Genomic DNA, 13,442 nt, shown 5'->3' with positions numbered 1-13,442 from the left:
CCGTTAGCCGTTTAGATGACCGACGCTTACCGACGTTCAATTGAGCCGCCGACCGCGATCGTGTTGTCTAAGGGCATGCGGTAGCGTTCCCGCTATCGCTGCCCTACTTGGGCGTTTCCTCCCTAGACTTGGGCCGCTTGTGGCAACGCAGGCGGCCTTTCTTTTTGTGTGCACCCGATCGTCTTCCGGTCCTTCCGAGCGCGTAAGTTCCTGCGGCAACCGCGCGACCGCGCCTATTGAGAATATCTGCGGCGAGAAAATCAGGGGCGCGACACGTAGGGCGTTTTCATAACTCGAGGTTGCGGTGCGTCCGACCAACTTCCACACCGCTGCGAAATGACGCGATGTGTCAATTGCAGCCGTAAGGGTGAGGTCGTCTTTTGGGCCAACCCGGACCTCCGGGATGTCTACGCTGGGAATGCGCTCGGTACGCACTTTGCCAAGGAGCGTGAGGGCGAAAGCCGGGCTGAGCGATGAGTTGTACGCGGTGCGCATCGCGTTGGCCGAGGCGAGAAATGAAATCGCGAGCTGCCAAGGCGAAGGAATTGATCAGCGATGCTGTCCATTGTGTAACCCGGCAGCAACCACGCAAAACGATAAACTCGAACCATTGGGTGCCCGCCACAGTGACGACAACGTTCCCGCCGAATTCAGAGTCGTTTGATGTAGCTGAGTCGGTGTTCCGAGTTTTGCGCGTTACGCCAATCGGTCTGACGCAATGAGTATGTTTGTGCTTCTGACGACCAGCGCCGCCTGACCTTTCATTTGGTGATATCACTTTGATGGGGCAGTGATGAAGTATGGAGCCGTGGCCGTCGACACTCGCGTGCCGGATGATTGCGCCTGCAATGCGGTAAAATACCGAGATCGTCTTACAATCACGACCGTCGCACCAAACAAACTGGCCGATCGATTTCAGCTCCTCCGCCGTTCACTGCTATCGACCGTTTCGTTAGCCGTGGTTGCGACCTTCGCCGCGGTCGACGCGGGGCTGTCGCCGGTGTTGGCGCTGAACGAATGCGGGGCACTCGATGCTTCCGGCAGCGTTACCTGCACCTCAGTGGGCAACCTCTATCCCACCGGCATCGGCTACGATACCCAAAACGGTTCCGGCGGCACCCCCATCAACCTCACGCTTCAGTCGGGTGTCATTGTCACCATCCCCGCTGGCGCACCCGGCTTCAACGCCGTCAACGCAGCTAACTCCACGGGCGTGACTGCGGGCAGCGCTAACATCACCATCACTGCGGATGGTGTGACCATCAACAATACAGCCAATCCTCTTAGCAACAACAACACCGGGCAGCGAATACAGTCCAGCGGCGACGCCATCATTACGGCAACGAACACCACAATTAATGTGGCCGGCACCGCAAGTGAGGACGCGATCGTGGCGTTCGCAATGCCAAACCTGACGGGGACCCCTCATGTGGCAAGCGTAACCTGGAGCGGCCCGGGCTTAACCTCTAGCGGAACGGAATCTACCGGCATTCAGGCGGATAACCGCGGGGTAGGCAACGCCACAATCGCTGCTTCCGGGAATATCACGGGCACCCCGGGTGTGGGCGGAGCAGGTTTTTACGGTTTGATTGCCCATGCCGGTGACTCGCTCCTGGCGCCAAGTGGGACCGGCGATGCTTCCGTGACATACAATAGCGGCACGATCAACGTGTTTGGGAACAGGCCCCGTGGCATCGTCGTATGGACCGAGGGCGACGGGTCGGCTTCGGTCACCACCAGTCCCGGCACCGTCATCACCGTCAGCGGTTCGAACAACCCCGGGGTGGATCCTCCAACGTTGCCTGTGAAGGCGGCGATCTCCGTCCAACTGGACTCGGCTACCGCAGCGAATGGTCGAGCATTAACTGCGACCGTGGCGTCGCAAATCATGAGCTTCGGGACCGCCGCTCCGGATCCTAATATTTTCAATAACCCTGTCGGCATCCGAACCATTAGCTACGCGGATGCGCCGACCACGCTGACCTATACCGGTCCGGGCATTACGACCCAAGGCGGGGGCGGCGCCGGCATCATGGCGCTTTCGGGCAGCGGCAGCATAGCGGTGAATGCCTCCGGACCGATCAACACGACGAACGGCTCGAACGCAGTCGGTATCCTCGCCGACAGTGGCACGATACTCGCCAGGAACAACGGGCAGCTCACCGACACCCAAACCATACACAGCCCGGTGCCGTTCTCCACAACGTCCGGGTTTGTGCAGGTCAACGCGACCAACGTGTCAACTCTGGGGCAGTTCGGTACCGCAATCAGCGCAACAAGCGGCAGTGGCGGCGTGACGATCAACATCGCACCAGGCGGATCGATCATGGGCGGCTGGCAGGCTGACCTTACCAGTGTCGGCCCGACCTACGGCTTGCAGGCGACCGGCGTTTTCCTGAGTTCGACCGGCGGCATCGCGACCCTGACCAATGACGGCAGCATCGGCGCACTGTCCGACCGCGCCGTGGCGGGCGATCCGATCATCTTCAACAACGGCACCATCACCGGCTTTGTCCAGTTCGCGGGCGCCAACGCTGTCACCAACAACGGCATCTTCAACCTGCGCCACTTCGCGGACACCAATGGTGACGGGATCCGCGATACATTGCGCGTCGCGGTTTCCGACCTTGGCAGCGGCCCCAGCACCTTCACGAATAGTGGTACGCTGGCATTGCTGGGCGGTCCCGGCGCGACCACGCTCGACAGCACCGGCCAGTATTTGCCGCTAGGACTAGCCTTCAATGCCATGGCGCTCGGCGGGCCGGTGCACGGCCAAATTCTCGGCGCAACGACGTTCACTAATTCCGGCACCATCGACCTGCAGGCCAATCCCGTTGCCGGTGACGTCCTGCTGATTTCGGGCGGCCATACGCCCGGAGCGAACGGCGGCGGCACATTCATATCGAACGGCGGCCGCCTATTGATCGATACCGTGTTGAACGAAGGAGGCGCCGCCTCGCGCTCGGACATCCTTGTTGTGGACGGAACGTCCGTTGCTCCGGGCGGCGCGACGCGGCTTTTTGTCAAGAATGCCGGTGGTACCGGCGCGCTGACGCTCGATAGCGGCATCCTGGTCGTGCAGGCGCTCGACCCCAGCCGTTCGGCAGGTGGCGCTTTCACGCTCGGCGCTCCGGCCGTGGCCGGCGCCTTCGAATACACGCTTTTCCACGGTGGCGTTGGCGCCGATGCAGCCAACGGAAACTGGTATTTGCGCTCGACCTTGAACTGCACGCTGACCCCTGCCTTGCCGGAGTGCCAGACGCCTGTCCCACCTACGCCGGGGCCTACGCCACCATCGCCGACGATCCCGAACTTCCGCGCCGAAACCTCGCTTTATGCGGCGATCCCGTCGATGGCGTTGCTGTACGGCCGCAACCTGCTCGACACACTGCACGAGCGCGTCGGCGAGGAGTTCGATGAAGGGGTTGCTCCGACTACCGCCCAAGGCGGGTACTACAAGGCTACCCCGCTCAATCCCGCCTCACAGTATCTTGGCTGGGGCCGGATCATCGGCATGAACGGCGTGCAGCACGGCGACAGACTGGGCGTGCTCGGCGGCTCCGCTGGTCCGCATTTCGACTACACCTTCCTGGGATTGCAGGCCGGCATGGATTTCTATCGCCAGGATCGACCCGATGGCTCGCGCGATCATGCCGGCGGTTATTTTGCGATCGGCACCAACCAGGGACAGGTCACCCATTTCGACGGCAGAGAAGGCAACAGCGACTTCAACGCCTACACCCTCGGCGGCTACTGGACCCATTTCGGGCCGACCGGCTGGTACACCGATGCAATCCTGCAGGGCACTTTCTACGACATCAGCTCGACCGCCAACCGCGGCCTGCCGACGTTCAAGACCCAAGGCCAAGGTTTCGCCGCCTCGCTCGAGACGGGATATCCCTTCAAGTTCGCCGGCGGCTGGTTCATCGAACCGCAGGCGCAACTGGTCTACCAGAACATCAACATCAACGGTGCCAGCGACATCGCGGCGCAAATCCGCTTTACTGATGTCGATTCGCTGCTGGGCCGGATCGGCGCCCGCTTCGGCCGCACCTGGGCGCTTGACGACAGTTTGCGCACGATCACTGCCTGGATCCGGCCGAATCTCTGGAACGAATTCCAGGGCAATCCGACGACCTCATTTTCTTCGGCAACCGGCTTCATCCCGTTCCACGCCGATCTTGGTGGTCTCTGGGGTGAGGTCAATGTCGGCGTCAGCGGGCAGGTGAGAACGAACACCACGCTCTACGCCAACGCTTCCTACCAGAGCCGGTTCGACGGCGGCGGCTTCGCCTACACAGGAAAGGCCGGGCTGCGGGTTAATTGGTGACAGGCCGCTCAGCCAGATGGCAAGTCCGGGCATGGTCCGCTATGCTGCCGCAAGAGGATGTGAGATATTCCAACGCGCCGCAACAGGAGCGAACGATGACTCGCCCGTCCGTCGCCTCTCGACCGCGATCCAGAAAGTCCGCGACCGTCAGCGCATCGGCTGGCGGTGTACCTCGATTGCACCCGAACCTATATCGGCAAGCTCGAAGCGGAAGGCGTGATCCGGCGGCAAGGTGACGGCTTCCCGCTCGACCAGAGACGCGTTGACTACCTGCGATACTTGCGGCGCGAGCCGGCAGCAATCACCGCGCACGGAGGGCGATGCTGCCCACGTCGCGGCCAAGAGCGAGATGCTGCCACTGCGGTTGATGGAGAAGAAGCGAGAACTGGTGCGCCGAGCGGATGTTGATGAACTGATCGACCAAATCGCTGGCACCGTGCTGACGCATCTGTCGAGCCTACCTGCGCGGTGTGCGCCGCGAGGTGACTCGCGATCCGGCGCAGATCGAGCGGGTCGTGTTCGAGGTGCGCCCGAGATCGCTCGCGACTGTGGCCGACAAGTGCGGCGAGCCGCCACTCGATGAACAGTACGGATGATGCTGGCGCGAAATTGGCGACCGGCGGCAAATGACAGCGTGTTTACGAACGCTGCAATCTCCTCGTGCTGTTGCCGAAAAGCAACTGATTTGTTGTTTCTTCATTGAACTGTTCCATTTTGCGCTTACACCGCAACAAACAGTTTTAGATTAGCGGTCTCCGGGCTGGGGCGTTTTTTTGCGACAGCTAATTTTCGAACCCGGAGGCTTTTCGAAATGATTTTGGAATTCCTCGCAATTTTTTCTCTCGTTCAGTTCGCCAACATGATTTTGCGACTGATAGGTCGGCGGTATGACGTACTCTCCTACGTTTCAAGATCAGGTCCTCACCGGTAAGAGTGGCTAAAGCGGCATAAAAGCGAAAGCGGGATGGCCGCTCCGCCCGTGGCAGGGACTGTCGCTGATCGTCTGCTACTTGAAGAGATCGAGCTGCCTTGTGTCGGGGGGGCCTCCTTGAGGGGCGCGGTGGTGGCGTGAGTGTTCTGGTCGTCTCTCGAATGAGCCGCACGAACACCGCTGTATCGAGGAAATAATTCGGATAGGCCTTCCGCACCGCGTTCAAGGAATCGACAGAGACAAGCACAGCCTCCGCGCCGGGGGTGTCCCTCAGCTTGCGCTCAACTTCGAGATATTTTTGGTTTGCCAGCGTCGATTCACCGAATTTGCATCAAAGCGAACTCTGAATATCGACGCGGCGACCGTGGCGATTCGAGATCGGTCAGCCGGGGAAGCCGGCGTGGTAAGATCGCTCGTCACTATTCCCGCTCACTGCGACCAATCCTTGCACAGCGTGATTCCGATCATGATCAGCGAGCCGATTGCGACCGCCACCGGGCAGATAAACGGCAACTCTTCCAGCACGCCGACAACGACCGCCCGGACGCGGCGACTTCTCTTCATATGCGCAAAGCGCGAGCCTGCCGCACCCATCGGACATCCCCGTTTGGCCCCCGGCAGCAGCGGTCTCACTCTTCAGCACCAAGTGATCTTCGGCTATCGCCCATTCGGATGTATCCCTAGATCAAGGTGAAGGAACTCTTGCTAGACCGTTGGTGACGTGTGTTGCCGAGGCAGATCGGGAGGGAATGAGCGAGCAGATTGTGCCCATCGTGACCAGCCACGCGGGTTTGATTGGACATCGCGCACTCCGTGACCGTTGATATGATCCCTAATGGTACGCCGTTCGCATGACCGGGAATATCGCACATGTGGAACTGGATGATGTTAGGGCTAGAAAGCAATCGCGTGATCGGACTGCGGATCGCGAAGCTGATGCGTGGCGACAAAGCGGCTCAACGTGAAGCCCAGCGCATGGTGAGCGAAAAGATACTTGCGGCGGCGAAAGCTGGTACCAGCCTGATAGCTGGAGCCTCGGCCGACGAGATTGTTGATCAATATCGAAGGAAGGTGGCGGCGAACGCCAAACGGCTCAGCCGCATACGAACACGGCGCAAACGAAAATCACGCTGACGCTTGCGGAGCCCTTGCTCTGCTGCTTAAGCGCCCCCAGCCGGTGGGCTTCGTCCTCATAGGGATCATCACCGCTGGACTAGGCTTCGCGGCGCCGCCTTTTGCCCCGAGCCCTATGCGGATCGAATTCATCGACCGCGTTCTGCCACGCCACGATCTCGTCTTCGTACCAGACGCGCCGGTTAGGGCTGATATAGGTGGACTTCGGAAACCGGCCTGCCTTCTCCATGCGGTAGAGCGTGGTGCGGCTGACCGGGATGAGCTGTAGCACCTGTGTTTCGTTGAGCATGCGGCGAGGAGTGGGCCTGTTCGTCCCGTCGGCGTCATCGCTCTTCGCGTGTGTCTCCTTCGCTGCGGTCATCGCGACTTCCTCAAAGCTCGTTCTTGCCTCCTGCCGCGGAGAGGGCGCGGCAGGAGCCGTGCCGAGACACCTAGCTGGAGATGTCGAGAGAGTGCTCTTCCGTTTCTGCATTTCCCGCAATTTCCGCTTTAGAGAAGGACCTCAAAGAGACGTGGGTTGGCCTCCCACCGCCGGGGCGGCCGTCCCGGTACCGACACCTTAACAGGGGCCTCCCGAAGCCAGCCGGCGCGCACCAGTAGGTCGAGCAGCACCTGCGTCTCGCCGGCATCAAGCCGTTGGGCCAATGCCTCGCGTCGCACCTCCTCGCGTGAGATGATCGTCTTTTTACTCGCATGCAACCAGCGCAGCACGGTCCGCGCGTCTCCATGCTTCTCGGTGAGCCCGACGAGACGCAATGCGGCGCGCCCGTGCGGCCACAGGTAGTCTTTCCACAGAGAGACCGCGCTCTGGACTTGCCGCGCCTCGATCGCCTGCGGCTCGGCCCCGCCGAGCCAAGCCCATTCCAGAAAGCACAGCGTGCCGGACAGTCGCAACACGTGCGCCGTCCCCTTGCACCAGTATTCGCGGTCGCGCCCCTCAAGCTGCAGCCTCCCCTGATGCGCGAATTGCGCAAACTGCGCGAATTCACGCCGGGCGTCTGCAGTCAGTGGAACGCTTCGCGGCCCGAACGCACTTTCTTCTCCAGCCGGGAGGTTTGCCAACCGTCCGAAGGCATTGATGATCTCGGGATCGACTTCATCGGCGTCGTCGGTCGGCTCGCGGAAGGGCGCTTCTTGCGGCCAGGCATAAAGGAAACGACTATAGATGCCGTCGCAGTCACCGGCAAAACTGCGCGCCAGCAGATCCGGCTGGAAACCACCGACGACGCCGACGAGAAGATGAGGCAGGATCACCGCAGGTCGAGCGAAGCGCTCGACGATGAAGCTGTTGCCGTCCCAGGCTTCGAGCCAGAATGCGCGATCCGAACCGCCGCTGTAACGCTCAAGGTTCATGAAGAGTCGAGCCAGTTCATCAGCCACGTAGATAACTCCTCGCGGCCGCGCCTCGAGCAGTGGCGCCAACCGTTCGATTGTGCAGTCGGAGACGTAGAGGCGCGGGATCACGAACGCGGGCACGTCCTGTGCCTCTATCGGCTTGACCGGAGGCGGCTGTCCAGTCTCCACGGCCGCGGACAGCTCATCCTTCCATTTCTTGAGTGCGGCCTTGGCGTGCTCGGCGCGGGTCTCGTGCTCCAGCCGGCGCACAATGTTGTCGTCTTTCCTGTTGCGATCCACGACCATGAGCGCCCGCTTGACAACGTCGAGCGATGGCGTCTTGCCCGAGCCGGAGACGCCGATCAGGCAGGTCCAGCACGTCACAGGCTGCTGCCATGCGCGGGTGGCCTGCACCCTGCGCGCAACCCCGATCAGGCCTGAACTGATACCGAGCAGCGTCAACGCGATGTGCTCAACCGTCACTCCCGCACCGTGCGCAGCATCCGTCATCCAGCGGTGCAGGCTCTGCGGAAAGGCGGCCATCGGCAGGTCCGGCAGCTCGCCCCGGCGGTTATCCAGGATCGACATATCGGGGTCGTCCCAATCACCGGTGGTCCGCAGGGTGTGCAGCCGCTCCTTCGCCTGCTCTTTCTTGGGTTCCGTCCTACCGCTCGCAGAATGGCTTGCTCCATTATCGCGACCCTCAAGATCTCCATGCGGAACGCTGAGACCGTCGCGGATGCCACTCTCGATCGTTTTCATCGTTGCGCCGCGTCCGTGTTCGCGCAGATACAGGTTGCCCTCACAGGCCCGCTCCAGCGTCGCGATGATGTCGCTCTGCGTCAGCCAGCCTCGCGCCGCCATGGTCGCGAGACGGAATGCCGTCTTGTAGATGCGCTCGTTCCGTTCACCAGCCGGCACGGCGGCGAGCTCAACTTCGACGCCATCGAGTGTCGCCAAGGCGTAGGCGCGGCCGCGCTGGTCGGTTGTCTGCGCATCGCTACGGCGCACCTGCGTGGGGGACGGCGGACGCAACATAGCTGCGAGCCATAGCGGGAGGGGCGGCGCATCCTTGATCGCGGTGCGTTCCGGCACCAGTGTCCAGCCGCGCCCGTCCGGCAGTTGTGCGCCAGGTCCAACAACGAAGCCGCCGACCCCCCGCACGTCGATCCCGGGGGGCAATGAGCCGCGCCCGTTGCCAAGCGCCTCCCCGTCCGGTTGCCTAAAATACACATGCACGCCGCCATTGGGCGACTTCACAAGGGGCACATGGAGCGGCAGCGCGCCACGCTCAGTGATGAGGGATTTGAAGCCGGCGACGCCATCAGCGTCGTCGCCGTGACGATCACAATCGATCACAAGGAGATTGTTTGGCCCACACGGGATCGCCGGAAGCGCCGCTGCGCGCTCAAACCACGTGGAGATCTGGTCTGAGTCACATGTCGCCGCCTCGCGCCATCCTTGCAACAGCGGACGCTTGTCAAATCCGGCAGGAAAGATCTTGATGCCGGCGGAAGCGAGCGTCAACGCAGCGCCGAGATTCTCCTGGTGCATCGCCATGGCAAGTGCTCGACGGAGTGGAAAAATCATCCAAGAGAGCGGGAGCGGAAAAATCTTTTGCCGCTCCCATCGCAACTTCCGTTAGAACGGGATGTCATCATCCATGTCATGGCCGCGGATCGCCGCGACCTGTGCCGGTGTCTCAGGCGCAGGGGACGGCAACAGCTGGTCCTGCTGGTCGAACGCGACATTCACCGCATTCTTCCAGCCGACTACCCTCAGTACCGGCTTCGACTTTCGGCCATGCTTTGTCTTCATCGGCGCGGCGCCCAGTTCGACCAGCGGTACCGCGTTGGGGTGCGTGTTCCGCATGCGCTTGATCTGATCGGCAAGATTGACCACACATTCGATGCCTCCCACACTCGACGTGGAGAAGGTGAAGGCCTCGGCAGTGTGCGGATCGATCAAGTGCACAAGGCGGGTGCTCTGCCAGGGATCACGGGGCTGCCCGTCCGAGCCGCTCTCCCAGGATTCCCGATCGCAATCACCCAGCTGTTCGCGCTCCGGCATGGGCACTCCTGGCTCGCGCAGGCGGTACTCGCTCGGCTTGCCGCCCTGCCACCTCACCCAAGCGGCTGCGGTGGCCACGGCCACGAGCTGGCGGCTTTCCTTCACCGGCTCGCTTTCCTTGCCGATAAACCAACGGGCTTCCGAAAACTTGAGCAGCAAGCCGCGGATGACCCGCGCTTCGGCTTCTGCAGCCGTGTCATCCCAGCCATCGACAGGGACCAATGAGTTCTTGCCTTGTGCAATCGCGTTCATTGCTCTTTCCTTTCTACCGGTTGATCTTGCGTTCGAACATTTCCAGGCGGTGCTTGAGAAAAGAAATCCGTGCGGTGAGATGGTTCGACCTCTGTTTGCTTTCTAAGGTTTCTCGCTCGACATCCGTTTTGAGCGCCAGCATCTCTGCCTTGAGGATTTCCTCGGTGTCGCCTTGGGCAGACACCTGTGCATCGGGTGCAGTGCGGCTCGCAGCATAGTCGGAACCAGCTGATTCGCTCTTCCGCCAGCCGTTGCCCTCATTGTGATCGCGACGTGGGAGTGATAGCCTGCGCATTGGTTCCTCCGTTCATTGCCAGTGGACGAGGCCAAAGACAAAAACGCCCCCGGCGGCCTCAGCTCCGGGGGCGTTTTCGTTTAAGTCGGCTTAGGTGGTAGGTTGATCGCGTCGCCAAGCTCGACAGTGTCGCGGCGGGGCGTAATCTTGCGGATCAGATGCCTGTAGTGGCGCCGAAAGCTAGCCTCCGAAAGGTCATTCAGCGCGGCGGCTTCTCGAACCGGGATCTTCTTCCGCAGCTCCAGTGGCGTCAGGTCAGCGGCATACTGCGTTGAGGTGGTGGCATTTGTTTTCATGCCGCCGAGAATGCCGTGAGCAAAGTGCGCAAGTCACCTAGCGCAATTGCGCACTTTTCGCACGCAGAAAATCGCTGCAAAATCGCTGCAACTCATCAGGTCGCAGCGCTTGTTCGGCAATCTATCTGTAAAGACGGCGCCGCAGTGTCTTAAGCGGCCAGACTGTGGTCACATCCGCCTTCTGCATTAAAGTGTGCAGACGTGCAGCATAGGTCGTCTGATCTTCATTCTGCTGTCGCGGATGTTTTTTGCGTATCTCGTCGAACCACCGTTTAGAATCTGTACGATCCGCGTTTACGGAATCGCAGCGATTCATTTTTGCTGTATCCGCGAGTGATGAGTCTTGCAGACCTATGCAAGGTCACGAGTGCCGGGGATGTCGTCGCCTCCGATTCGATTTTGTTGCAGCGCTTCTCTGCGAAGACCATGTGGAGCGCTGGGACGCGTCAGACCGCCATGCGCGCGCCTCAACGATACTGGCATCCCTCGCGGTGGAGAGCGGTCGCTGAAGGGGGGGGCCTCGGGGGGCGCTAGTCGGGATTGAAAGCGACTGGGTACCGGTACCGGTTAGATAGGCAAATCCTCGAGGGCGCTAGCAGTGTAATTTTTGCGCTGCCCGTCGTAGCTCAGTGGTAGAGCGCGTTTTGTAAGCGGATGGTCGCCGGTTCGAGTTTCTTCTACCTACGACGACAATGCCGGTCGCAGAGCCGTGAACGGCACCAAGTCGATGGAACAGGCGCTCACCGCCGCGCAGGGATATCTTGCGCAGCGAAGGACAGGGCAAAGAGGAGGTGGCGATGCGGAAGCTCCGTTGGATATTCCTCAGTGCGGCGATCCTGGTGATGACCCCGGCTAAAGCTCAAACGTACGATCCGAACTTCCCAGTCTGTCTTCAGGTTTGGAAGTGGGGTGGCGGCACCTACTTCGACTGCTCCTACACGACATGGGATCAGTGCCAAGCGAGTGCGAGTGGCCGTGCAGCAATGTGCCTGGTCAACCCTTATTGGAACCGAGCGCAGCCGAGGTCATCCGGCGGCCGCTTTTACTGAGCCGCCTTTGATTATCTCTTGACGATGATGCGCTCCACCGGGGCGCAGGAGTTTGCCCGTCGTAGCTTAGAGGTAGAGCAGCTGCCTTGTAAGCGGCGCGGGCTCGGGTCCGGCCGCGGGCTCAACTCTCGGGGTAGTAAGAACTCGTTAAGGTCTTACCCTAAACATATATCCGTCCGTAGCGCGGCAAGCTGATACAAGGGTCATCACTGATGAGGACCATCCTGTTGGGCGGCCTGCTGCTGCTCGCCGCGAACGCCGCCGACGCCGCCGAGATGCCTTCGATGTTTCACGGCCGATGGTGCGGCGAGCCGCACATGATGAAGCACTGCAGGAAGGATGAGGAAGGCATCCAGATCGCCGCGCGCGGGTTTCACTACGAGGCTGGGAAGGCTGGGTGCAGACTTGTCGGGCTGAGGCCGCAACGGCCGACACGGGGCGATGTCGAGTATCGCGCGACGTTCGTCTGCGTCGGCGAGAGACCGCCTGACCAGCGGGAATACTACTGGATCGGGTTCTACGATGATGACCGCAACGAGGGTCTGTTCCTGCTGAAGACGGACAAGACGTTCGGGAGGTCCAAATTAGGAGGCTGATCGCGGTGCTGCTCGCCTCCGGTGAGGCGATGGCTCAGCAGCGCCAGTTCACCCCCCGTGGCAGCAGGTTCCTCTAATGGAGCTATCGCCAGCTGTATGCACCTTGCCCGTCGTAGCTCAGTAGTAGAGCGCTCGCTTTGTAAGCGGATGGTCGCCGGTTCGATCCCGGCCGCGGGCTCCACGCTCAGAGAGAAAATATCAGCGTGATCGCCAGGACGGTCGAAAACGCGCCCAGGCCCACGACGGCAATTTTGAAATGAAGATCATTATCCGACAGCGCCGTCAGTCCTCGCCACAGACCGGGGGGAAAACCCGGTGGCTCTTGGAGGAAAACCACCGGGCTGATCCGCCGATCAACACCCGTCCGCTGACAGGCTGAATAAATGGCGCTGGCGCGTCTGTACGAAACCCGACAAACGGTCTCGGTTTAGTCGGACGTGTGGCCGACAAGGCACATCGCAATCAGTGCGCGTCGGCCCCAGGCATCCGGGAGGAGAGGGGTCGGGATGCCGGGGCCGCGAGCGCGCTCCCCCGCGCGCCGACGCGACCTTCCACTTTGCGAGCATTCGCGCATCTAACAAATGTCAAGCTGCGCATTAACTTCGGTTGTAGCCGTCTCCAGAGGGACATCACGGGGAACCTCGGCAATCGAGCAGCATTTGAATCGTGCTTCGGGGTCGGACATGACGTCGTACCCGAGGTGCTTTGCAAGCGTGACTTCGCGGCTCCGGCTTCCATTATGGCTGGAGCCGCCTTTTTGGCACGGCGATGCGCGAGCTGCTCTTTAAAGCGATTATCTGGTCTTTTCACCGTGCTGGCCGTCGCGGTACTGCTGATCGTGTGGGAAAAGCCGTGAACGAGCTGCTGGTTCGCGTGAGGGCGAGGCATTTCGTCGCGGGCTTCGTCAGCCGTCACGGCGTCGTCCTGACCGCGGCGCCGATCCTGCGCAACGCGCTCTCGGCAACAGCGACGACGAGGCGCGCGCGATCATCAAACAGCAGGGATGGAAAGCTTCCGTCGTGAGGAGCTATGTCGGGTGATCAGATCAAGGGCCTGCGTGATCTCAGGCGCGCCAACATGGGCGACATCACCGACATCGCCGTAGCCACTCCAACGAAGCCTGCAAATTGGCGGGGCCGCAAGCCGCGCAATTT

General features: G+C 61.2%; 12 protein-coding genes and 1 tRNA gene. 6 read left to right on the top strand and 7 right to left on the bottom strand.

Annotation, left to right across the window (positions count from 1 at the left end; all coding sequences use genetic code 11):
- Positions 1-793 precede the first annotated feature (793 nt).
- Positions 794-4,330 (top strand): autotransporter outer membrane beta-barrel domain-containing protein, encoded by a 3,537-nt coding sequence (locus ACKWRH_RS32195; RefSeq protein ID WP_445216789.1) that lies wholly within the window; start codon positions 794-796, stop codon positions 4,328-4,330.
- Positions 4,331-4,631: 301 nt separating this feature from the next.
- On the opposite strand, the gene ACKWRH_RS32190 is transcribed toward ACKWRH_RS32195, so the two are convergent.
- Positions 4,632-4,778 carry a hypothetical protein gene (locus tag ACKWRH_RS32190; RefSeq protein ID WP_445216788.1) on the bottom strand — a complete coding sequence of 49 codons (147 nt, stop codon included), beginning with the start codon at positions 4,776-4,778 and terminating at the stop codon, positions 4,632-4,634.
- Between the two features lie 912 nt (positions 4,779-5,690).
- Positions 5,691-5,855 carry a hypothetical protein gene (locus tag ACKWRH_RS32185; protein ID WP_445216787.1) on the bottom strand — a complete coding sequence of 55 codons (165 nt, stop codon included), beginning with the start codon at positions 5,853-5,855 and terminating at the stop codon, positions 5,691-5,693.
- Positions 5,856-6,131: 276 nt separating this feature from the next.
- Here ACKWRH_RS32185 and ACKWRH_RS32180 point away from each other — a divergent pair, with 276 nt between their 5' ends.
- Positions 6,132-6,395: a hypothetical protein gene (locus ACKWRH_RS32180; protein WP_445216786.1), complete on the top strand. Its 264-nt coding sequence runs from the start codon at positions 6,132-6,134 to the stop codon at positions 6,393-6,395.
- Between the two features lie 79 nt (positions 6,396-6,474).
- Here the strand turns inward: ACKWRH_RS32180 and ACKWRH_RS32175 are convergent, their stop codons facing one another.
- The 5 genes from ACKWRH_RS32175 to ACKWRH_RS32155 form a co-directional block, all read right to left on the bottom strand.
- Complete coding sequence (locus tag ACKWRH_RS32175; RefSeq protein ID WP_445216785.1) at positions 6,475-6,756, bottom strand: helix-turn-helix transcriptional regulator; 282 nt, start codon at positions 6,754-6,756, stop codon at positions 6,475-6,477.
- A 128-nt stretch (positions 6,757-6,884) separates the two neighbouring features.
- Positions 6,885-9,290 carry a DUF3987 domain-containing protein gene (locus ACKWRH_RS32170; protein ID WP_445216784.1) on the bottom strand — a complete coding sequence of 802 codons (2,406 nt, stop codon included), beginning with the start codon at positions 9,288-9,290 and terminating at the stop codon, positions 6,885-6,887.
- A gap of 81 nt (positions 9,291-9,371) precedes the next feature.
- A complete protein-coding gene (locus ACKWRH_RS32165) occupies positions 9,372-10,052 on the bottom strand; it encodes a hypothetical protein (protein ID WP_445216783.1) in 681 nt (226 codons plus the stop codon).
- 13 nt (positions 10,053-10,065) lie between these two features.
- Positions 10,066-10,347 carry a hypothetical protein gene (locus tag ACKWRH_RS32160; protein ID WP_445216782.1) on the bottom strand — a complete coding sequence of 94 codons (282 nt, stop codon included), beginning with the start codon at positions 10,345-10,347 and terminating at the stop codon, positions 10,066-10,068.
- 80 nt (positions 10,348-10,427) lie between these two features.
- Positions 10,428-10,643 carry a hypothetical protein gene (locus ACKWRH_RS32155; RefSeq protein WP_445216781.1) on the bottom strand — a complete coding sequence of 72 codons (216 nt, stop codon included), beginning with the start codon at positions 10,641-10,643 and terminating at the stop codon, positions 10,428-10,430.
- A gap of 797 nt (positions 10,644-11,440) precedes the next feature.
- On the opposite strand from ACKWRH_RS32155, the gene ACKWRH_RS32150 reads away from it, so the two are divergent.
- From ACKWRH_RS32150 to ACKWRH_RS32135, 4 genes are all read left to right on the top strand, one after another.
- A complete protein-coding gene (locus ACKWRH_RS32150) occupies positions 11,441-11,692 on the top strand; it encodes a DUF3551 domain-containing protein (RefSeq protein ID WP_445216780.1) in 252 nt (83 codons plus the stop codon).
- Between the two features lie 227 nt (positions 11,693-11,919).
- Positions 11,920-12,288: a hypothetical protein gene (locus ACKWRH_RS32145; RefSeq protein ID WP_445216779.1), complete on the top strand. Its 369-nt coding sequence runs from the start codon at positions 11,920-11,922 to the stop codon at positions 12,286-12,288.
- 105 nt (positions 12,289-12,393) lie between these two features.
- Positions 12,394-12,469 (top strand) — tRNA-Thr (locus ACKWRH_RS32140).
- Between the two features lie 587 nt (positions 12,470-13,056).
- Positions 13,057-13,311 carry a hypothetical protein gene (locus tag ACKWRH_RS32135; protein ID WP_445216778.1) on the top strand — a complete coding sequence of 85 codons (255 nt, stop codon included), beginning with the start codon at positions 13,057-13,059 and terminating at the stop codon, positions 13,309-13,311.
- Positions 13,312-13,442: the final 131 nt, after the last annotated feature.

The organism is Bradyrhizobium sp. Pa8 (genome assembly GCF_052588265.1).
This window is presented reverse-complemented; position numbering and strand designations above follow the sequence as displayed.